Here is a 23383-nt window from a genome sequence, read left to right on the forward strand (position 1 = left end):
AGGTTATGAAATGGCTTCTACCTACCTGACCCCTCGTCAGCCTAATTAGATTTTGTATTTTACAGTCAGCCCGGCTATCGGGCTGTTTGTATGCAGTCCTGATGTATCAGAGGGTTAGTATTCCTTTTTGTCAGTACATAGTCCCGGTCGTTACTTTGTTACAGCCCGGTTAAGGACAAACAGGATTGGCACATTCCAGCCATGCAGCCGCCATCTGGGCCAGATCATTCATATCCACAATGCAATCCCCCGTGACATCCCCATCCAGGGCACATTGGTACACTGCAAATGCGGCATTGCTGATATCGTAAACACCGGGATTGGCCATATTGGATACTCTGATGCGGCACTGCTGCGCATCAATCAGAGGCACAAGCCATGCGTAAGAACCGCTGTTGCCAACATTAGCAGGATAAACCTGTGACCAGGACAGGCCGTTGTCAATCGAAAACTCAATCAATACTGCATCAATCGTACCGGTGGAACTCCAGGTAATCGTCTGAACAGTACCAGCCTTAAGCATTTCCATTCCGTTGGGAGAAAGCAATGTCAGCGATGACGTGCCGGGAGCTATTTTGCGCAGGGTTTCCAGGTTTTGTATTCCCCATTGATTGGGAGCACCGAATGTGCTCAGATTTTTGGCACCATCATAATCTGCAGAATTAGCTGTGGTTGCTGCCGAAGGTGTCGCTTCCAGTTTAAAAACTTCATTGCTGCCAATTCCGGATGCGGGACTGACTCCTTCACCTGCAGGACCATAGACAATAACACCGGAGGCATTTCGGATACGAAGCTGCCAATTGCTGCTGTTGACAGGAAAACTGGAGGCCTCAATATATAATCCATCGGATTCATTATTAGCCTGAACATTGATCCACCAATCACCCGCTGCGGGATTATAACTGATATCACTGGGAACATTTTCGGAGACCGTAATGATGGTTCCGCTTCGCAGGTCGGACCAGATGCTGTGGCCGGTCAAGTCGAGTGTTTCATCAAGCAAACCATCGGTATAAATGTCGAATTTCCAATACCGCATATCCAGATGATCCGTAATGACCACTAATTCAAACCAGTCTCCGCCATTGCCAGCCACTCTGCCGAAATAGATATCAGAAGCTCTTCCGCCGGCTTCATCAACCAAGGCTGTTCCACCCCCTAAATATTCAGCATCATCGACTGCGTTGTATTCATTCAAAATGACAGGCACACCCAAAGCAATGCCGGCAAATACCAGTATTAAACTAAATAAAGACAAACAAACTCGCTTTAACATTGTAAAATCCTTTCACTAAGCAGAATGCTCCTGTGCTGGAAAACAAATACCCCTCATATAAAATGAATTATATCAAATTACCCCTGTTTTTGTCAAGATTATTATCCTGTTTGCCTAATATTGGATAATCTATTTCGTAATATATATTTTTATAATGTCCAACGTACAACTGTTTACTTTTTAAGGCTTTTAATGATAATTGCCCTGCCAAGAACCAGCAGAAGCAAAACAGCACAAAGGTTGCCAAACCAGGCGGGAAACATAGCACTGTGTGCACAGATAGTCTCTTGGGGGACGCTGCGGAAGAACAGATCAATCAAAAATCCGGCAGTAAAGGACGCAATTACAACAGATACCAGATATAGTACGGCAGTCTTTTTGCCCAATACCGACCATAATGTTGTAAAGGCCGCGGCATTGGTCGCCGGGCCGGTCATCAAAAAGACCATCGCCGCCCCCGGATTAAGCCCTTTGGCAATCAATGCAGCTGCAATCGGAACCGAGGCAGCGGAACAGACATACATCGGAATTCCAATCAACATCATCAGAATCATCGCCAGGATTCCGCCACCAAAAGCCAAATAGGTGGAAAAGAAATCATCCGGCACCAGAATGGAAATCACAGCCGCGATTACCAACCCCACCAGCATGGCTTTGCCGATGTCAGCAGGGAGCACAAACAAGGCATAGCGTAATGCTTTGAAGACGGGATTTCCTTTCTTCGCCTGCTTTTCTCCGCTGCCGGATACAAGCTGACTTGAATGTCTCTCATGGCGGTCAAACAGACTCACTACGGTTCCGCCAAAAAGGCCGCTGAGCATGGCCACGATGGGACTGAAAATCGCAAAGATCGGCCCCAGCAAACTATAGACGATAAAAATGTTATCCAAGCCGGTTTGAGGAGTCGAAATGAGAAAGGAAACGGTCGCCCCTTTGCTGGCACCGTTTTTATACAGTGACATCGACACAGGGATTACGCCGCAGGAACACAACGGCATGGGCACGCCGAACAGCGAGGCTTTCAAAATCGACCAGAATCCTTTTGAGCCAAGATGACGTTCAACAGTCGCAGAGGAAACAAAAACACTCATGATTCCGGCCACCAGAAAACCAAATAACAAATAAGGCGACATTTGAGTCAGCGTCGCCCAGAAATTACTCAATACTAATTGGATCGATTCCCACATATTATTCAGCTGTAAACATACAATTTTATCAGGATATTATACGCTGAAAATCCATCCCCTGTTCAGATGCCCTGCGGGGACATCCTTGCTTTAAATCATCCCTTCAGGCGTTAAATATTTCGCAGGCAGCGGCTTAAGCCCATTCATCCGCATTGCCCAGCCGCGAATTTGCAGATAAAACAAAAAAACCTCTTGATATAAAGAGAGATGCTTTTTGTCTGCTGCCAGAACAAGACCCTGTTGATTCACATAAAAAGCCATCGGTGTCCGGCCTGTTTTATTTTGATGCCGGGTGATTGCCTTCTGAATTACTGTCCTGTCCGGCTGCTCAATCCACACGATGCCGCCGGCCAGATACGTAATTTCTTCCGGAGTAATGATTCCCTTGAACCATTCTCTTTGGGGCGATAAACCATCGGGGGTATGTATCCGATTTCCTGAAATCGGCTTGACAACCATCGAAGCACTCTGCACGCCCAGGCTGTCACATATCCTGGCAGAGGCTATGGACAACTGGTTGCGTTGAGGCAAACACGCGGGCTTCAACACAGGCAGATTTTTTCGGCACAGCTGAATGACAGTACCAACCACTTGTCGGGCTTGTTCGGCTGAATCACAACTGACAATCAGGCCATGATTAGACAGCAATACCAAGGTGGGGGCTTGATGATCTAATCGCCCTGATCGAAGATGCCGTTGAATTTGGCCGGCAGTGACGACTCCCAGTCCGCGGAAGGGAATCCATTGGAACGCATACAGCCAGCCAAGAGCTGCCTGAAGCAACTCTTTTCCTGCCTGTGAACACAGATACGGCAGCAGGTAAACGGGGTGCAGGTGAACAACACATCGTCCCAGTAAAGCATGAAAAAAAGTTTCGATGGAAGGCATCGCGGTGGAATTCAATCCATCACAACAGCACGCCAGCAGGCCTTGGGTGATCCTGGCAGATGTTGTTTTTGATTGAAGCAGATGAGTCAGCAGCACCTTGACTTTGGCAACATCCACTTTTCGCCAGCCTCGGGTTCGCGTCATCCTGCCCAGCTCTGAACCACTGGCTTTGATCAACATCTCCCCCTTGTTGGTTTTAATGGAAATGTTGCCGCCGCCCTTCCAGACCAGTTTCCGGTCTGAGCCGAGTGTGCGTGAAATGTGTATCAATTCACGAAGTGATTGTTCCATCCATTCGTCTTTATTTCTGATTGGGGTCTGACATCTGAGTCGTCGACTGGGCAGAGGCCGCAGAGGAACCCGCCGCAGGCAGACTGATTCGTCCCTGACGCAGCATACGTGCCTTTAGCACCGTCACTGCCGCCGAAAGCTGCGGGTCTGCCGCAAATAAATCTCCATGCTGGAAATCCGGTCCGGCCTTTTCGCCCAGTTTTCGCCGAAACTCCAGCAGCGATTTAATCTCACCGCTTTTTAATTCCACCTCCACAGCCGGCGTAATTCCCCAGTCGGTCCGATTTTCACGCTCGGCCTGATACCGGTTTTTGACCGGGCTTCCATCCGGCAGATAATAAAATGCCGTGGTGTATTTTAATTCGCAACCCTCCCACTTGCCCTGAACAATCTCCTGAACAGAGCCTTTGCCGTAGCTGCGTGTTCCCACCAGAATGGCCCGATCATATAACTTGCACCCCAGCGCCCCGGCGACAATCTCAGCAGCACTGGCAGTGCCCGAATCCATCAGAATAACGACGGGGTATTGACGCCCTTTGCCCTGTCCCTTGGCCGACCAGAGTGCTGTCTGTCCCTTGCGGTTTCGACTGGCCACGATGGCTCCCTCATCGAGAAACAAGCCCGCTAACTCCGCTGCTTCATTGAGCAGCCCCCCGCCGTCACCTCGCAAATCCAGTATCAATCCATGCAGCTTTTTCTGTTCAAGCTGAGTCAGAATATCCAGCGTCTTCTTGGAAATGCCTTCGGTGAAGCTTTGCACCTGGATATAGCCAATACCCAGGTCTGCGTTCAACAGATAATCCCATTGATTTCCGGCCGTATCCCCGTTGCTCCGCACGGTTCCCTGCACTGACGGCACGACGATGTCGCCTCGTGTCAGTTGAATATCCCGGGGCTGCTCCTGCCCCCGCTGAATGGTCAGTGTCACCTGGGAATCCTTTGGGCCGGAAATCTGCTTGACCACACAATCGACCGGGACACCCTGGGTGCTTTGCCCGTTAACCGCGATAATCAGATCCCCGGCAAGAATATCGGATTTCCATGCCGGTGAATCCGGAATAATGCTGACAGCTTTGATATATTTCTCATCCCGGGCCAATTGAATCCCCACGCCGGAGAACTTGCCGGTCAGCTCCTTTTCAAAATCCGCCACCTTATCCGGCCAGACAATATCGGTATAAGGATCCAGGGCTCCCAGCGCGGCATCTGCAAATTGCTCCACAATGACCCCCGGAGGCAGCTTCAGCGTATTTTGATTATGCGTCAAAACCGATTGAAAGGTCGTTTCGAACTGCTCGCGCGTCACAGGCGTTGTCTTCTCCCGGTACTGTTCCATCAGCAATTCGATTTCAAGCATCCAGTCATCCACCTGTTTGGAATCGGCTGAAAACATATACTCCGTATTGCTTTCGCGAAAGACCTGCCCCAGCATCAGACATCGCAGCAGGGCTTTTCGGGCCATCTGCCCATAATCCGGAGGCGTTACATAACCGCCGTCCAGGGTTTTTACCACCTCCAAAAAGATGTCGGGGCGAATGGTGTCAAAGCGGCTGATGTCGCGACAAATACTTTTCTTTATCCCGCCTGATACAATCCTGAAAGATTCGGCTTCTTCGGCAACTTGCGAAAGAAAAATATCGTTCGGTTCAAAAATTTGCAAATAGGCATAGCCCTGCATGGCTTCAATCAGTTTCCCCTGTTCATAAAAAGCCCGGCTTTTCTCACGAATGCCATCCAAAAATGATTGAATCTTTTGATGACCCAGAAGCTCTTTTTTTTGAGTGTCATCCGCGGCATATTCATATGCCTTTAATAACCGATCCAGTACCTCTTTATCACTGCGATTGGGATCGGTACGCTCCAGCAGCTCGAACAACTGCCGAGTCTGGGTTTGATAAACAGATTGTCTCTGGCTGGCTAATTCTTTCTGGAGGTTAAGATAATCATCAATCATCCTGGCCAGCCATTCACTCTCCGGCGTGACGGGTGAAATCGCCTGGATGGCTTTTTGTGCCTGTTCAAATCGCCCCTGTTCGATTTGGAGACATATCGAGGCAATGGGTTCGGACGGACGGGCAGGCAAATCCCCGGCTGCCCAACTCCAACCGCAAAGACCTGCCAGCAATGCTATCGATATAATACCTGTATAATATAGTTTATGATTCTTCATTGTCCATTTCTCATTATCTAAAGAAACGACACTATACAGGCCTTGTAACTAAATTTCGAGAAAAAAATACCTGTCCACGCAACAACAAACCCCGTCTCACTCTGGTGAGGCGGGGTTTGCTTTAACTCCATTTGCTATACAGATTTATGGTCCAAAAAGCCTTCCAGCTTCCGTGCCCGGACGGGATGCTGAAGCTTGCGGATGGCCTTGGCTTCCACCTGGCGGACACGCTCACGGGTGACCTTAAAGATTCGCCCGACTTCTTCCAGCGTGTAGGTATAGCCGTCGCCGATACCATAACGCAGCTTGATGATTTCGCGTTCCCGGTAGGTCAGGGTTTTGAGCACCTGATCGATGCGTTCCTTAAGCATTTCCTGGGTGGCCGACTGCACGGGCGACTCGGCGCGTTCATCTTCGATGAAGTCGCCGAAATAACTGTCTTCGCTTTCGCCGATGGGCCGATCCAGACTGAACGGATGCTTGCTGATTTTCATCACGCGACGGGTCTCGGCCAGACTCATTCCGGCCGCTTCAGCAATTTCTTCCAGCGTCGCCTCCCGGCCCAGTTCCTGCATCAGGTTTTTACTGACAGTACGCAACTTGCTCATCGTCTCGATCATGTGTACCGGAATACGAATCGTCCGGGCATGGTCGGCAATGGCACGGGTAATCGCCTGGCGAATCCACCAGGTCGCATAGGTACTGAATTTATAGCCGCGGCGATATTCATACTTATCAACCGCACGCATCAGGCCGGTATTGCCTTCCTGAATAATATCCAGAAAACTCAGACCGCGGTTGCGATATTTCTTGGCAATGGACACAACCAGTCGCAGGTTGCCGCCGGACAACTCCCGCTTGGCCTGCTCGTACTGACTGAATACCGCTTCAATTGCTCGCAGGCGTTTATCCAGCAACCGAGGCGTCTCCAATACCAGTTCCTGAAGCCCCATCAATTCCTGCCGCATCGCATCGATGTCCTCGACAGTGTAGTCTCTGCCGGGGCCGGCCTGAATCACCTGTTCCAATTGGTGCATCTTCTGCTGAATACTCTGCAGTTTCTTCATCATCGGCTGAATGCGGCTGGTCCGCAGGCCCAGTTCTTCCAGCAGCGTGGCAATTTTGCGGCGATTGCGATGCATCTGCTTGAGCGGCTGGCGGGCTTCTTCAATCGTCTTGGCCGTAACAGACTGCTCAAAATACATGCTGTTTTTATCCAGCAATTTGGTTACAGTCGCCAGATTCATCGGCATCCGGTTTTTCAGCGTCGTCCGGACGGGCATTTCGCTGGATCCCATCTTCATCGTCCGATCAAACGGCAACGCCCCTTCATCCACCTGCTGGAGGATTTCAACAGCAGTCCGCGCACAATAATCGCATTCCAGCACCTTGCGGCGGAAGGCCATTCGCGTCAATTCAATCTTCTTGGCCAGGCTGATTTCCTGATCGCGCGTCAGCAGCGGTATTTCGCCCATCTGCGTCAGATACATCCGCACGGGGTCATCGATCTTGCGTCCTTCGGTCTCGGCCAGCTCTTCTTCGAGGGTCAGGTCTTCGACAGCAATCTCGTCTTCCGGGCCAATCTGAACAGGCTCTTCGAATTCCTCTTCTTCAGGAGCCTTTTTGACGTTGGCTTCATCCAGTAGCTGAACGCCCATTTCATCCAGCGTCATCAGCAGGCTGTCCAATTGATTGGGACTGATCACCTCATCAGGCAAATCATCGTTGAGCTCCTCATAGGTCAGGAAGCCCTTCTTTTTGCCCTTTTCGATAATGGACTGAATCGCCTGGTCCACTCTCTGACGGGCGGTTTCGTCCGTTTCAAAAGGGTCCGCACCACTGAGTAAGGGGGTATCCAGCGGATTGGGCTCTGAGGCATAATCTTTGTCGTCAATATCCATCTCCGGCTCTCCGGCCAGTTCCTTTTTCACAGGTGTTGGGGTGTTACTCTCGTTTTTCTTCTTCTTTTCCGACATATTCCGTTATTACCTTACGATTACTGATGCAGCACCACGCCGACACAAAACACGTCCATGCACCGGTAGGCTGCCTTATTTTCGAACTCCCGGGCTTCTGAGATTATCCTTTCTCTGCAAAAGCATCTGATTTATTTTTTCAAGTGATTCCACATCATCATCACTGAGCGTTTTACTGATATCCTGGGTCTGCCGGCGCATCAAACAGTACTCAAACGTTTCGACAGCATCATTTAAACGCCGTGCGAAATCGCCTTTTTGTCCAGCCAGCTCATCCAGACGCATTAATGCCTGGGCCGCTTGCACCTGTTCAATCTGTCCCAGAAGCATCGTCAGGGACGGCTCATGCCCTGCTTCAAGCAGTGCAAACAACGCCTGGGCGATAGTCCGAAGATGCCCCTCAAACAGATCCGGGCTAACGCGTCCCTGAATCCGGCCAAACAGATCGGGCTGCCGCAAAAGCACTTCAATGATTTCCGACTGCGATTGAACAAAAATATCGCTTTGCAGCAGCTCCTGGTTGGTCGCGGACACCATCGGCTGGGCCTGAGCATCAGGACCTTTTTGCTTGCGCCGAACCAGCCTGGCCAGTTCACTGTCAATTCGACTCTGCGAAATGCCAATCATTTCACTGAGTCGGGCAGTCAAAACCGCCCGGCTGATGCTGTCAACATGGCCGGCAACCATGGCGGATGCTATCGTGGCCAGAAATTTTTCAATCCTCTGCGATTTTTCTGTCAAGGCCCTGTCCCCGGCAAGATTTTCAGACAAACCCTTCCATGCGTATTCCATCACATCGACGGCTTTATCTAAAACCTGCCTGAAGGCATCCGCACCCGCAGCAATGAGAAAATCGCAGGGATCCTTGCCTTCCGGAACAAAAGCCAGACGCAAGTCCAGCTTCTCAGCCAGGCAGACTTCCAGCGCACGCTCCGCTGCCGACATCCCTGCCACATCACTGTCAAAAACTAAAATGACACGCTTGCCGTACCGACGCAAAATCCGGGCATGACCAGTCGTAAAACTGGTCCCCAAAGCCGCCACCACATTACAGACGCCATACTGATGGGCCATAATGACATCAGTATAGCCTTCCACAATCACCGCCGTCTCGCTTTCAGAGATGGCCTGGCGGGCCTTGTCCAGCCCAAACAGCGAATGACTCTTGTCAAATAGCACTGTGGACGGAGAATTCATATACTTGGCCGGGTCATTGGCCAGTGTCCGTCCGCCAAAAGCAATTACACGACCTGTTACGTCGTGTATTGGAAACATCAAACGATTCCGGAACTTGTCATAACAACCGCCGTTTTCACGTCGTACAACAAGTCCCGCATCGACTAAAATTTGCTCACTGATCCTGGACGACAAGGCCTTTTGGGCCAAATCATCCCAGCTATCGACCGCCAGGCCCAACTGCCAGACTTTTGCCGTGGCTTGACTGATTTTTCTCTGTTCCAGATAACTTCGAGCCTGAATGCCCTTTTGTTCATCCCAGAGATTCTTAATCCACAATTTCCCAGCCCACTCATTCAATTTTGCCAGTCGATTCGCATCGATTGCCGACACAGTCGTTGCTCCCTGCGAAAGACTGTTGGGGCGTTCCAAGCGAATTCCGGCCCGCTGAGCGAGCCGCTCCAGGGTTTGCGTAAACGAAAGGTTTTCTTTCATTTGCACAAACTTCAGAACATCCCCGCCCGCCCCGCACGCAAAGCATTTAAATATCTGTTTGGCCGGATTAACATACAGACTCGGCTTATGGTCGGTATGGAATGGACACAGACCCACCCATTCTTTGCCCTTTTTGGTCAGGCTCAAATGTTCCGATATCACGTCAACGATATCATTGGCCTGCTGTATCCGGCTGATTAGACTGGCATCAAACTGCATCGGCAAACCCGTTCCCTTGGCTCGAAATCTATCCATGGCATCCTGATTCGGGGCCGATTGTTGGAAACAAAGCCCATCACATTACCAAAGCCCTTCTTTCACCCGGCTTTTGGATTTCATTTGCTCCGAATGAATAAAAGAGGCAGATATTATAGTATAGATGAAAAAGTCAAAAAGTCAAATTTTTGAGAACAAAATGGGATTTTGATATTAAAAAAACTATTTTTTTGTTATAATGGACACTTAGCCATATATACAAATAGATTATCAGACCCTGTAAGGTTGCAAACACTTGAGGGCCTACAGTCCATTGGAATTACATATTTTTTTTAGATCCGAAATAGCCAATTTGTCGAGTCGGTCGATAACAAAATCCGCAAATTGGGCAAGATGCTCTCGGGGATAGGTATTGGTTACAGCAATTCGCCGCATTCCAGCTGCTGCAGCAGCCTGCAAACCCCAATGAGAATCCTCAATAACAATACAGCTGGAGGCTTCAATCTTGCGGCCCACCTTCTCATTGAGCCTTTTTAGGGCCAAAAGATAACCTTGCGGGTCGGGTTTGCCTTTTTCGACGTCTTCAGCGGTTACCATCACACTAAAGGCACTGGCAAAACCGCTATGTTCCAGCATAATACGGATATCCTCCCGCATCGCCCCTGAACAGATCGCCAGCGGGTAGCCGTGATCGGACAGCATTTCGACAAATTCCTCAACACCATCGATAATGGGGGCTTCAGTCCGAGCCAAGGCGTGAAATTGAGCCGTTTTCAGCTCGATAATCTGCTGAATCTCCTGTGACGACCAGTTCATTTTATAATCGTCATTCACCGCCAGCACATTTTCCAGATCGGTATACCCCAGATACTTCTGCCAATGTACCTGTTCAGGGACATGAACCCCTTTTGCCGCAAAGACCTGGTTTAAGGCCTTGTAATGGAGCCGCTCGGAATCCGCCACCACCCCATCAAAATCGAATATTACCGCCTTAAGCATGAGATTTTCACCCTAATTTTTGTGTTCGTTTGGTCTTGATTACATCGACAGTATAAAATAATTATTTTGCTTTGCCAGTCTTCTTTGTCAAAATTGAATCAATCTGCCCCGCCAAAATAGTGGCAAATCCAGCCTTGCTATGTCCTGTATCATCCGCAAATCTACATTTTTCAGGACAACAGGACGCCGGATAGATTTTTCTTGACTTCAAGACAGCAAATTTAGTAAATTAATAATATCTTTAGGAGAAACTTATGTATTGTAAACGTTTAAGAGGTCAATTTTTGTTTACAATACAGCCAATCGCACGCTGGAGAGGGCCGAGTGTGCTTGCGCTGCTTGTAACCATTTTTTCTAATGGCTGCGGGGCGGATTGGCCTAATTCAGACACCAGCCTGGATTCACATCACATTTCTGATGCTCAAACCATGGATATTACACGATTCGTCGGTTGGCTACCGAGCTTTTTTGGGTTTTTATCCGCCGGTACTTTTTTACCAGGTTAGTATTGGGAAATCGGTAAGCGCGGTTTTGTAATGATTCAAGCATCACGATTGCACAGCACGGACTAAAACAAAAAATGCCATTAGCAAGGTCAGGCGTACTGGTCTTGGGTAGTGTTGAATAATTTTTTGTTTTAAGGAGAGCAGAAATGAAAAGGCTATGTTTTGTTCTGATGTGTTTGTGTTTTGTATCTCCCCTGTTTGCTGTCAATTTGCTGGTCAATCCCGGATTTGAGACGGGAACTACAGAAGGCTGGGGCCCCCGCTTTGGCGCCGGTGCTATCCAGGTCATCACCAGCAATCCCACACCTCACAGCGGCAACTACTGTGTCCGCGACTACAACCGATCTGCCACATGGCATGGCATCTGGCAGACGACCAACTGGGTGGGTAAACTCACTCCCGGACAGGTATATCCGGCATCCGCGTGGGTTCGAACCAACACCAACGAAAAAGTCACAGTGGCCTTGACCATGCAGGAAAATGGCGGCAATCCCACACCAAGATATATTAATGTGGGCACCGTTCAGGCAGACAATAGTCAATGGTATCTGGTATCAGGCAACTATACCTGCCCCTCCGATCCCACAGAAATAACCTTTTACATTGAAGCTCCAGGGTCCGCATCCTGCGAAATCTATGTTGATGATGCCTCTCTGGGCCAGGATGATGAACTGCTCGGTCTGCCTTATGATCCTCAAGTGACTCCTGAGAATGTGGACGGATCAGCAGGAACTCCCATTGAGGTCAGCCCCGGCGTCTATTCCGTTAATGATATTGTACTTAGCTTTAAAGCTGGTCGTGACCTCACCGGAGCCAATGTGGTCAATCCTGCGATTCATCACCACAATGTCTACCTGCAATCCGGGCTTCCAAACGATGCAAACATGATTTTGATCAAGTCCCTTCCGCAGGTATCACTGACCGATCCGCAGCAGTCATTTGCCCTGGCCGACCTGGTCCCTCCGATCAAACTCAAACAGGGTACGACCTACAATTGGCAGGTCCAAATGGTCCTGCAGGATCCCAATGGTGTTCCTTTCCCCACCGATAGTCCTGACAACATCTGGGGATCCGTCTGGTCGTTTAAAACCGCGAATGCTGTTCCTGCCATCACAGCCATTTCGGATCATATGCTGCTGGTTAATGGAAATACATCCTTCACCATCACAGCCACCAATGTTGCCAACAACTTCCGCTGGTTTAAAGTAGTCGGCAATCCGGATACCGCTGCAAACGGAGAAACCAATGATATCATGCTAACAGATAGCGGTATTTATTCCGGCACCACAACGAAAACGCTGGTTATTACCGGCGCCGCAGCGGACGGGTCCGATGATGCCCGAGTCTATGCCATTGCCTACAATGGTGTTCCCAATGCAACAGGCACACAGGCTTCGGCTCCTTCCGCGGCACGCTGGTTCTGGGCTCCGCGTTTAATGAATTTGTACCCCTTCGAGACCGTCAATGTCGTGGACGGTGTTAAGGTTACGCCGGACCTGATCAGCGGCTATGATATGAAACTGCTGAGCAATGACACGGGACCTGATGTGCCGTCTCTGGATGCAGGAATACCGCCGGCTCCGGGTATTGCAGGCAACGCGTTTTCATTGAAGTTCCATAATCCGCGTTCCTCACCGGCAGACCCGAACAATGGCGATACTCAGTATGGGGCGGTTTCACAGGGATGGGCCGGCGCTTATAAGGACATTACCATTAGCGCCTGGGTTTATAACAGCGGCGGTTCCAACTGGAACCGAATCCTGGACTACGGCAACGACACGAACAACTATATGTTCCTGTGCGTCAATCCCGGAAGCGTCAATAATGCTGTGCGTTTCGCGGTTAAGGTCACCGGTACCGAGCAAACCGTTACTACAGCCGCTGAGGCACTTCCAGTGGGGCAGTGGACCCATGTGGCCGCAACCCTGACAGGCACTACCGCCCGTATTTATATCAACGGGGAGCTGGCTGCGACCAGTACTTCCATGACCAATGATCCGATCTCCTATGGGCCGTCTGTGAACAACTGGATCGGGCGCAGTCAATGGGGCGCCGGTGATGGATACTTCAATGGAAAGCTCGATCAATTGATGATTTACAACTATGCCCGTTCGACCGTCCAGATTGGACAGGATTATCTGGCAGATACGCTCAAAGACTATGTCTGCAACCGGCTCATCTACGACCTGGGCAACTATGATACCAACGGCAACTGCCTGCTGGATTTGTACGACTTTGCCAGCATGGCCGCACGATGGCTGGAAGACGACCGTATCTATCCGGCAAAGTAAGATTGAATCCCTTTGTGTCGTGTCATTGAGATACAAGAACAGATTCCGGGTGTCCCCAGGGGCACCCGGAATTTTTATGTGCGATTGAACTATCTTACCCTATTTCTGAGATCGGGTATTCATTCCAGAGCTTTGGCGAACCCCTGTTTCAATAAAAAAGCCCCGCACTGTCGGGTGGGGGCTTTTTAAATCTTTTGCGATTGCGGTTTTATTGTGCCCTGCTCGCGGCTATTTACTTGGTCAAGTTACCAGCTGGTTCACGCGGCACAATTATGCCCGTTGGGCATTATCCCAGTTCCGGGATGGGACCGGCCAGGATTTCATACTGGCGGAAGGATGACCGGTCGCCGGATTTGATTTCCTCGGCCAATGCCCGAATCATCGGGGCATTGCGAGTTATCCAGCGGCGAGCCAGCATCTTTTTGCGGTCGGTCATCGGGATGGCCTTGATAGCATCGGCCTGACCGCTGTCAGCCACGGGAGCAAGATACTCAACCCGGCTGGAGGCCTGACCACAGAATAAATACCCAATGATCAGCCACATGGCAATATCCACCAGCTGCCGACCATACAAGTCCATATAGTCCACGCCCTGCTCTTTGACAAACGCAGCACATTCAACCATGGTCTTGCGACCTTCGTCCAGCAGTGCAATCAGATCTTTGACTTCATCGCAATACGGCATCGCGGCCAGTTCTTCGAGGTATTTTTCGGCCGTACCGGCACAGACACCGCGAACCGCCGCGACCACCTGCAGCTGGGTTGTGCCTTCGTAAATCGTCGTGATGCGGGCATCGCGAGCCAGCCGTTCACTGGCATAATCCCGCATATAACCACTGCCGCCAAGTACTTGAATGGCATCGTAGGTTACGCGATTGCACATCTCAGAGCAGAAGCCCTTGCTCATCGGGGTCAGCATTGCCGCCAGACGTTTAATCTTCTTGAGCTGCTGTTTGGCTTCCCTGGCCGCATCCTTATTCTTTTCGGCATCGGGGCCTTCGGCAATCTTACTAAGCCCCAGTTCGAAATCCACAATCCGGCTGGTCTCATAGAGCAATGCCCGGCCGGCCTCGATATCCATCTTCATCTTGATCACCAGGTCACGCACGGCCGGCAGCTTTTCAATCGGCCCGCCAAACTGTTCGCGACTGTGGGCATAATCACGGGCGATCCGATAGGCCGCTTCGGCAATCCCCATGGACTGGCCGGCGATCCCGATACGGGCACCGTTCATCAGGCTCATCACATACGTGACCAGACCTCGCTGCCGTTCGCCAATTAACCGACACGGCGTATTGTCAAAGAATAATTCGCAGGTCGGCGAGCCGTGAATGCCCAGCTTGTCTTCGAGACGACGGACATGCACAGTCGGCCCGCGGTCGCAGACAAACAGACTCAGGCCCAGGCCGCCGCTGCGATCCATTTCACTGCGAGCCAGCACCAGAAGCACTTCGCCGCAGCCGTTGGTGATGAAACGCTTGACGCCATGCAGATACCATTGGCCGTTGTCATCCTGGAAAGCTCTGAGTTTGACCGCCTGCAGGTCAGACCCCGCATCCGGCTCAGTCAACACCATGGCACCGGTCACCTTGCCGGAGGCAAAATCGGGCAGATAATGCTTTTTGATGTCTTCGTCGGCAAAGAAATTGATCGTTTCGGCAATCCCCTGCAGACCAAAGATATTCATCAGCGATGCATCAGCTCGCGAGACAATTTCAATGGCCATGGAGTAAATTGTATTCGGAAAATTCAGCCCGCCAAATCGATAGGGCAAGGTAAAGCCCATCACATCCATTTTTGCCAGAGCATTCAGCGACTCGGCAATGCCCTTGGCATAACTGACCGTGCCATCCGGGTTAAGCGTGTTGCCTTCGCGGTCGATTCCCTCGCTGCGGGGAGCAATGAAATCACCGCTAACCTGGCCCAGGGCATCCAGCACCATTTCATAGTTTTTCCGGGCTTCGGCGGCATCGGCGGGGGCATAATCACACTGGCCGGCGTATTTGAACCCTTCTTCCGAATAGCCAGCTATGGTTTCCAGGTCCAAATGCTTAAACAGAAACTGTATATCGTCGTTATCACGAAAGAAATTAGCCATAATTATTTTCCTTGTCCGCTACGGGTCAGCGTTATTTAATCGTCTTTTCCTTGAGAGCTTTGATCATCATCGGAACAACCTGGTTCAGATCGCCGACAATCTTATAATGCGCCACGTTGAAAATCGGGGCAGATGGGTCATTGTTGATGGCGATAATTTTCTGGCTTTCCACCATACCGGCCTGATGCTGAATCGCTCCACTGATGCCAATGGCCACATACAGGCTGGGGCGAACGGTCGTACCGGTCTGACCAATCTGGTGATCCCGGTCAATAAAGCCCAGGTCGACGGCAGCTCGGGTTGCTCCAGGAGCCCCCCCCAGGCAATGGGCCAGATCCCAGATTAATTTGAAATTGTCCTTGCTGCCCACCCCGGCACCGCCAGCCACAATGATGCGAGAGGCCTTCAGGTTGACTTTCTTTTGCTGGACATGTTCGCTCAGAATTTCCAGAGCCAGATCCGTCTGGGTCAGCTGAACTTTCTCGGTTACGATCTGAGCCCTGCGGTTTCCATCGGCCACCGGCATCGGCATCACGCCTTCGCGTACCGTCGCCATCTGCGGCCAGCGGTCATAATTGATAATCGTCGCAATGATATTGCCGCCAAAGGCCGGACGGATCTGGAACAGCAGATTGTCATAGACTTCATTGGTCTTCTTGATTTCGTGGGTGCCGATCTGCAGGTCCGTGCAGTCTGCCGTCAGTCCCGCCTTGACCGCACTGGCAATCCGCGGAGCCAAATCCCGGCCCGTGGGAGTTGCACCATACAGCACAATCTGGGGTTTATATTTGTGAATCAAGTCATCAATGACTTTACTGTAGCTGCTGGTCTGGTAATGCGCCAAAAGCGGATGCTCGACCAGGTAAACCTTGTCAACACCAAAATGACCGAGTTTGACGGCCAGTTCCCCAACACGGTCGCCCAGCAAGACCGCGCCCAGCTTGACCTTGAGCGTATCGGCCAGTTCACGCGCCTTGCTAATCAACTCCAGCGGTGTATCCTCAAGTTTGCCGTGATGCTGTTCGGCAAATACCCACACTTCTCCCTGCTTATTGACTTCAATCATCGTCTATTCCTTAATATCAGACAGCCCGTCGGGCGTTTTGATCTTTTTTATTCACTGCGTCGGCCTGGATGTTAAACATCAGACCGGCACAAGTCCATCTTAGCCGAGCGTATGGTCCACAATCAGTTCGTGAATCATGGCATCCACTCCCGCCTGGGTGGGTTCAACGGTTTTGCTTTCCTTGGCAGTCAGCACCACACTCTGAATCCGATGCACCTTGGTCGGGGAACCGTCACGGCCGCACCACTGCAAGTCTGCTCCCAGCATATCCAGATCCCATTGCTCAATCAGCAGGCCTTTCTGCTTAAGCTGGGCACATTTGTCTTTGGCCATCGCCTGGATCTGTTCGTCCGATGCTCCGGGATTGGCGGCACGAATCTGGGCCTCCACTTCCAAACCACAGGCAGCGGTTTTACACTTCATCAGCCGCTTGGCACATCCGACGCGGGGTTCATTAGCGGTATCAATCACCGTCAGCAGCACGGGCAGCTTGCCTTTGACTTCCTGCCAGCCATTGCCAAGATTACGCCTGGCCACGATCGTCTTGCCGTCGAGCTTGATTAATTGCTCGACATAGGTAATCTGCGGAATGCCAAGTTTTTCAGCACACTGCGGACCAACCTGGGCCGTATCCCCGTCAATCGCCTGACGACCGCACAACACAATATCCGGATTAAGCTTCCTGACACCACAGGACAGAATATAGCTGGTGGCCAGCGTATCGCTGGCCGCACAGCGACGGTCCGTAATCAGGATCGCCCTGTCAGCCCCGCGATAAAGACCCTGGCGAAGCACTTCTGCCGCAGCCGGCAACCCCATCGTCATCACTGTCACCGTGCCGCCATATTGGTCTTTGATGTTCAGAGCCAGTTCCAGCGCATTGAGGTCTTCCGGATTGAATATCGCCGGAAGCGCTGCGCGGTTGACCGTGCCGTCTTCGTTCATCGCCTGACCCGTAATCCGTTTGGTATCAGGCACCTGTTTGACCAGTACTACGCAATGATATGCCACGTACAGCCTCCATAGTTCCTATATTATAGTTCTTTCTTTCACAAAAATAAGACCGCATAGTTTATACCAATCATACAACTTGTCAACAAAAATCATCCGCTCATCCCAGGTAATGGACAAACCAAATCTCTTTTTGTTTAACAGATGAACGGATAATCAGGGAAATGACAAATACAAAGATTCAAGGTCTTGAGTGTCGCATTACATATACACCCTACCCATCTTTTTTCTGTATGAGTGGGTTGAGAATACCCCAATTTCACAGAGAGCTATGTCTTCCTATCGCTTCATCGACACGACATCAAAGACCTCCTTACTCGCCTTCCATCTGCTCCTTTATTTCCCCCAGCAGATTAATCGCCTCAATCGGCGTCAGGCGGTTGACGTCAATTTCTTTGAGCTTATCCAGCACGGTCTTGTGTTTGCGGATAAACAGCAGATCCTCATCTGCGGCAGTCTTGTGCTTGGCCAATTGGGTGCCATGAGCCTCTCGCGTAAAGGTGCTCTCCAGATCGGCCAGAATCTCAGTGCTGCGTTTGATAATCTCCTTGGGCAGCCCGGCCAGCTTGGCCACGTGAATCCCATAGCTCTTATCCGCCCCGCCGGGGATAATTTTATGCAGAAAAACCACTTCACCGGCCCACTCCCGCACGGCCACATTATAATTGCGGACATTGGCCAGCAGTTCCGCCAGCGCCGTCAGTTCGTGATAATGTGTGGCAAACAGCGTCCGACACTTGATCCGGTTGGCGATATGTTCGGTAATCGCCCAGGCCAGGCTCAGGCCGTCGTGCGTGCTGGTGCCGCGTCCCACCTCATCCAGAATCACCAGCGACCGGTCGGTGGCATTATTCAGGATATTAGCGGTTTCGGTCATTTCGACCATAAAGGTACTCTGTCCGCGGGCCAGTTCATCAGCCGCCCCGACACGCGTGAAAATCCGATCCACGATGCCGATGGTCGCGTCAGCCGCCGGGATAAACGATCCGGTCTGGGCCAGCAGTGTCAGCAGCGCCGTCTGGCGGATATAGGTGCTTTTGCCCGCCATATTCGGCCCCGTGATAATCATCACATCCGCCCCATCAACGCCAAGCTGAACATCATTGGGCACAAACTCCGCCCCCAACATCTGAGCCAGTACCGGATGCTTGCCATCACGGATTATCAGCTCGCGTCCCTCGGTTATCGTCGGACGAATCCAGCGATTCTGGCGGGCCAAGTATGCCAGCGCTGTCAGGCAATCGGTCTGAGCAATCACCTGAGCCAGAGCCTGAAGCCGTCCGGTAAAGCCTGCTGCGTGCATCCGAAGCTGCTCGAACAGCCTGGCTTCCAGATCAACCGCTTTTTCCGCAGCCCCAAGCGCCTCATTTTCATATTCTTTAAGCCGCTCGGTAATATACCGCTCGGCATTTTTGACCGTCTGCTTGCGGACATAATCAACCGGAACCTTATCAGCCTGTGAATGATTGATTTCAATATAATAGCCAAAAACCTTGTTAAAACCAACTTTCAGATTGGCAATACCCGTCCGCTCAATTTCCTGCTGCTGGTACTGAGCCAGCCAGCTTTGCCCATTGCGCGAAATCGACCGATATTTATCCAGACGCTCATCAAACCCATCACGAATCACACCGCCATCCCGCAGATGCGCCGGCGGCTCCGGCTCAATCGCCCGCTCCAGCAAATCCGCCAGTTCATCCATACTGTCACAGCCGCCGGCAAGCGTTCCCAGCAGTTCTGACCGACAGCCTGCCAATCGCTGCCGCAGGGCCGGTATCGTTCGCAATGTCGCAGCCAGTGCCACCATGTCTCGCGGCACCGCCCGGCCGGTTGTAATCCGTGCGACAATTCGTTCCAGGTCAAAAATCCCCTTCAGCTGTCCGCGCAAGTCTGCACAAATCTGATCCTCTTCAACCAGTTCTCCAATCGCCTCCTGCCGCCGGATAATCGCCGCCACATCACACAGCGGCATACAAATCCAATACCGCATCAGCCGAGACCCCATCCCCGTCAGCGTCTTGTCAATACAGTCCAACAATGTCCCTTTGGTTGTCTCACTTCGCATCGTCCGCAGGACTTCCAGCGACCGCAGCGTTGTCTGGTCTATCTGCAAATATGCCGTACGGCTAATTTTCTTAATCGACTGGATATGCCTTAGCGAAATCTTTTGCGTCTCATCGAGATATTCCAAAATGGCCCCCGCCGCCGCGATGCCCTCGAAATCATCGGCAATCCCAAATCCTTCCAGCGTCGAAACGCCAAAATGCTTGAGCAGTTTCTGCCGGGCACCATACGGGTCAAAATACCAGCCCGGCCGCTCGCTGACAATCGCCCCGGAAAGCTGACGAATCTGTTCGGCCAGCTTCTTTTGCTCGCCAGCGAACAATTCCGCCCGCCGCTCAGCCAGCAGCACCTCCCGCACTCCCAGCCGTATTAACTCATCCACCACCTGAGAATCCCGCATCGACTGGATAAAGAAATGCCCTGTCGAAATATCCACCCAGCTTATGACCGCCTCTTTTCGCCCCAGATAGACCGCAGCCAGAAAATTATCCTCACGCTCGTTGAGCAGCATATCATCCGTCAGCGTCCCGGGCGTCACAATCCGCACCACATCCCGCTTGACCACCCCCTTGGCCAGTTTGGGATCCTCAATCTGCTCGCAGACGGCCACCTTATAGCCGGCCTGAATCATCTTCTTGAGATAGCCGTCCACCGCATGAAACGGCAGCCCCGCCAGCGGGACCGGGTTATCGCTGCCCTTGTTCCGGCTGGTCAGCACCAGCCCCAGTACCCGCGAGCACGTCTCGGCATCCTCATAGAATGTCTCGTAGAAATCCCCCATCCGGAAAAACAGGATGGCATCGGGATATTTCTTCTTGAATTCCAAATATTGCCGCATCGCCGGCGTCAGGTTGTTCGGATCGATCGTCATGGCCGCAGATTATACCACCAATGCGGATTTTCTCAACTCAAAGTGTCGATTTTTCACAAAAGTCAGAAAGAGGATTTTGGCCTGCATTTTTCCGCAAACAAGAGCGCCTTTAGCTATTATCCGATAGTAAATACAGTTGAAGCAATCACAAACGATTCATTTAAGCGAACGGGAATGTCAACAATCTGGTTCAGTTTTACCTTTTGAATTTCCTTCTTATTCCTTTGTCCAGATCCGCGTGTTCAGATTCAGCTCATCCACAATCGACAGACCAAACCGAAGCTGGTCATAATACTCCTTGATGGATTCAAAGCCCGCTGCGGAAGAAAAGAACTTTGGCTCAAACAGGTTGGTGTCCAGCGGAATCGCCACATGCACCTTCGAGCCGACAAACGACAGGTACAGCCCGTTTCGCAACCGCCGGCGGAACTCCAGAATCCGCTCCATCAGGGCCGGCGACAGGATATACCGCGACTCCACCTGATCGGTGCCATAAACCACAAACTCCTTCTCAAATTCGACATCCTCCAGCCGAATCAGTTCATCCCGCGAAGGATTCCACGATTGCAGTGTCTGGCCAAACAATCCGAAGGCCTTCTGGGCCGTATCCGGCAGGACCACTGTCCGCCCGCGAAAATGTTTGTTAAAATCGGCTACGACAAACAGCCCCTTGAAAATAGTATGCCATTCCGTCCGCCGGTTCTTGCCCGTCCCCGAGGTTGTTTTATTCTCAGCATGAACCTCCGAAAACATAATCTCCGTCTTATCCACCTTGCCCCGCACCAAATCCTCACAGTGATAACGGTCAATGGAATGCGTGAAGAGCTTTGAACCCGTAAAAACCTCTTCACTGATGCCCCCCTCGGGCCAATACTCCAACCCCGGCTCAGCAAAGGTTATCAGCTTATGGATAATCCGTGATTTATACCTTGTTTCGTAATTCTTATTGGCAACAGAAAATGCCCCCCCAGCAATTGCCACACAAATCACAAGAACAACAATCAGCACCCTGGGCGACACCCCCTGCTGCATCATGAACAATCCGCCCACCAATCCAACCACTCCGATAATCCCGGCAACGATCATGGCTTTGGAAATCATCTTTTGGCGATCCTGTTCCATCGCCGCAAGAGATTGCTTCAGCTCCGACTCATAAAACTCCTGTATTTGTTCCAGTGTTTTCATGGCCGTAGCCCTTGTCTGCCTTAGAAGCCAATCGTTGGATTCTGACGTGCCTGGGTCTCAAACTCCAGCAGGCCCTTGCGCTGAAATCCGAAGATCGAGGCAATAATATTGGTCGGGAACATATCGACGGAATTGTTATAATCGGTCACCGCCGCGTTGAATGCACGGCGGGCCGCGGAAATCTGCTCTTCCAGTTCATTGAGCGTCCGCTGCAGATGCAGAAAATTCTCGCTGGCCTTCAACTGCGGATAGTTCTCGACCGTCGCCCGCATGACTCCTACCAGCTTCGACACAGCATTGTCATACTGCACCATCTCGTCAGCGCTCATCTGCCCGCTCATTGCCCGGCTGCGGGCCGCGGTCACGTTCTCAAACAGCGACTTTTCGTGCTGGGCATACCCCTTGACCGTCTCCACCAGATTCGGCACCAGGTCCCAGCGTTTTTTCAACATCGCATTCATGGTGCCAAAAATATTATCTACCTGGTTGCGTTTGCCGACCAGACTGTTGTACATCAGTACCGGCAACAGAACAATCGATCCCAGAATCACTATTCCCAGAATCACCAATCCAAACAAAAACCGCATATGAGCCCCTTTCTTTTCCTGAAAACAAGACTTTCCCAGAGCCAGGGTTGTTCCAAAAAGTACCTTTTCAGAGCAAATTCGTCAACAAAAAAACAGCTTTATAGAGTGCCCCGTAATTGCCGCAAGGCAATCTATTGTATAGTGGAGTGGAATCGGGTATAATTGCCGGCTATGAAAGAACGAATGACAATTATGGATTTTATGGCGGCCAAGCAGCAGCACAAGCCGTTTTCGGCGGTCAGCTGCTACGATTACGCCACAGCCCGTCTGGTTGCGGCAGCAGGAATAGAGATGATTCTGGTCGGGGACTCAGTCGCCCAGATGATGCTGGGGCACGATTCGACCCTGCCGGTAACGATGGACTTTATGGTCACGCTGACGGAGGCCGTCCGGCGGGCGGCACCGCAGACTTATCTGGTGGCGGATATGCCGTTCTTGTCCTATCAGACCTGCATTGCCGATGCCGTCCGCAACGCCGGACGGTTCATCCAGCAAGCCGGTGCCCAGATCGTCAAGCTGGAGGTCAAGCGCTCGCAGTTGGATATCGTCCGGGCTGTCAGCGACGCCGACATCCCCGTCATGGCTCACCTGGGCATCCGGCCGCAAAGCTCCGTAATGAAGGGCGCACTGCGGGCTGAAGGTACCACCGCCGAGCAGGCCTATGAACTGATTACTCTGGCCGACGAGATGGTGCGGGCCGGGGCATCCATGCTCCTACTGGAAGGCACCGCCCGCGAGGTCGCCGCACTGGTCACCCAGCGAGTACCCGTTCCTGTCGTCAGTTGCGGCTCCGGCCCCGATTGCGACGGGCAAATCCTGATTATTCACGATATTCTGGGCCTCAGTCAACAGCCGCCGAAATTTGCCAAAGCCTTTGCCGGCCTGGCTCCCGTGATGAGCAAGGCCCTCGAAAAATACGCCCGGCAGGTCGCCGCAGGCCGATTCCCCGACGATGCCCACAGCTATCATATCAAGCCCGGACAGCTGGACCTGCTCAAGACCATGCTGGCCGACAGCAATGGCAAATAGA

General features: G+C 51.6%; 15 protein-coding genes. 2 read left to right on the forward strand and 13 right to left on the reverse strand.

Features of this window, described 5'->3' with window-relative positions:
- Positions 1–169: 169 nt before the first annotated feature.
- The 7 genes from ACQ9LF_RS11970 to ACQ9LF_RS12000 form a co-directional block, all read right to left on the reverse strand.
- Positions 170–1276 carry a hypothetical protein gene (locus ACQ9LF_RS11970; RefSeq protein WP_462489645.1) on the reverse strand — a complete coding sequence of 369 codons (1107 nt, stop codon included), beginning with the start codon at positions 1274–1276 and terminating at the stop codon, positions 170–172.
- A gap of 173 nt (positions 1277–1449) precedes the next feature.
- Entirely contained in the window at positions 1450–2463 is a 1014-nt protein-coding gene (locus tag ACQ9LF_RS11975; RefSeq protein WP_462489646.1) for a permease, read from the reverse strand.
- 90 nt (positions 2464–2553) lie between these two features.
- Positions 2554–3642 carry a class II aldolase/adducin family protein gene (locus tag ACQ9LF_RS11980; protein ID WP_462489647.1) on the reverse strand — a complete coding sequence of 363 codons (1089 nt, stop codon included), beginning with the start codon at positions 3640–3642 and terminating at the stop codon, positions 2554–2556.
- Between the two features lie 10 nt (positions 3643–3652).
- Positions 3653–5812 (reverse strand): S41 family peptidase, encoded by a 2160-nt coding sequence (locus ACQ9LF_RS11985; RefSeq protein WP_462489648.1) that lies wholly within the window; start codon positions 5810–5812, stop codon positions 3653–3655.
- 134 nt (positions 5813–5946) lie between these two features.
- Entirely contained in the window at positions 5947–7788 is a 1842-nt protein-coding gene (gene rpoD, locus ACQ9LF_RS11990; RefSeq protein ID WP_462489649.1) for an RNA polymerase sigma factor RpoD, read from the reverse strand.
- Between the two features lie 75 nt (positions 7789–7863).
- Positions 7864–9714 (reverse strand): DNA primase, encoded by a 1851-nt coding sequence (gene dnaG, locus ACQ9LF_RS11995; RefSeq protein WP_462489650.1) that lies wholly within the window; start codon positions 9712–9714, stop codon positions 7864–7866.
- A gap of 264 nt (positions 9715–9978) precedes the next feature.
- Positions 9979–10674, reverse strand: coding sequence for an HAD family hydrolase (locus ACQ9LF_RS12000; RefSeq protein ID WP_462489651.1), 696 nt, complete (start codon positions 10672–10674; stop codon positions 9979–9981).
- Positions 10675–11326: 652 nt separating this feature from the next.
- Here ACQ9LF_RS12000 and ACQ9LF_RS12005 point away from each other — a divergent pair.
- Positions 11327–13471 (forward strand): LamG-like jellyroll fold domain-containing protein, encoded by a 2145-nt coding sequence (locus ACQ9LF_RS12005; RefSeq protein ID WP_462489652.1) that lies wholly within the window; start codon positions 11327–11329, stop codon positions 13469–13471.
- Positions 13472–13757: 286 nt separating this feature from the next.
- Here the strand turns inward: ACQ9LF_RS12005 and ACQ9LF_RS12010 are convergent, their stop codons facing one another.
- The 6 genes from ACQ9LF_RS12010 to ACQ9LF_RS12035 form a co-directional block, all read right to left on the reverse strand.
- The gene (locus tag ACQ9LF_RS12010; RefSeq protein WP_462489653.1) at positions 13758–15569 is read right to left on the reverse strand and encodes an acyl-CoA dehydrogenase family protein; all 1812 of its coding nucleotides are present in this window, start codon (positions 15567–15569) and stop codon (positions 13758–13760) included.
- A gap of 31 nt (positions 15570–15600) precedes the next feature.
- Entirely contained in the window at positions 15601–16635 is a 1035-nt protein-coding gene (locus ACQ9LF_RS12015) for an electron transfer flavoprotein subunit alpha/FixB family protein (protein WP_462489654.1), read from the reverse strand.
- Positions 16636–16734: 99 nt separating this feature from the next.
- Positions 16735–17646 carry an electron transfer flavoprotein subunit beta/FixA family protein gene (locus tag ACQ9LF_RS12020; RefSeq protein ID WP_462489655.1) on the reverse strand — a complete coding sequence of 304 codons (912 nt, stop codon included), beginning with the start codon at positions 17644–17646 and terminating at the stop codon, positions 16735–16737.
- A 313-nt stretch (positions 17647–17959) separates the two neighbouring features.
- Positions 17960–20560 (reverse strand): DNA mismatch repair protein MutS, encoded by a 2601-nt coding sequence (gene mutS / locus ACQ9LF_RS12025; RefSeq protein WP_462489685.1) that lies wholly within the window; start codon positions 20558–20560, stop codon positions 17960–17962.
- A 237-nt stretch (positions 20561–20797) separates the two neighbouring features.
- Complete coding sequence (locus ACQ9LF_RS12030) at positions 20798–21766, reverse strand: DUF3137 domain-containing protein (RefSeq protein WP_462489656.1); 969 nt, start codon at positions 21764–21766, stop codon at positions 20798–20800.
- A 20-nt stretch (positions 21767–21786) separates the two neighbouring features.
- Positions 21787–22353: a LemA family protein gene (locus ACQ9LF_RS12035; RefSeq protein WP_462489657.1), complete on the reverse strand. Its 567-nt coding sequence runs from the start codon at positions 22351–22353 to the stop codon at positions 21787–21789.
- A 171-nt stretch (positions 22354–22524) separates the two neighbouring features.
- Between ACQ9LF_RS12035 and panB the strand changes: the two genes are divergently transcribed.
- Positions 22525–23382 carry a 3-methyl-2-oxobutanoate hydroxymethyltransferase gene (gene panB, locus ACQ9LF_RS12040; RefSeq protein WP_462489658.1) on the forward strand — a complete coding sequence of 286 codons (858 nt, stop codon included), beginning with the start codon at positions 22525–22527 and terminating at the stop codon, positions 23380–23382.
- Position 23383 lies beyond the last annotated feature (1 nt).

Origin of the sequence: Anaeroglomus insulsum, from assembly GCF_050689095.1 — a bacterium.
GTDB lineage: Bacteria > Planctomycetota > Phycisphaerae > Sedimentisphaerales > Anaerohalosphaeraceae > Anaeroglomus > Anaeroglomus insulsum.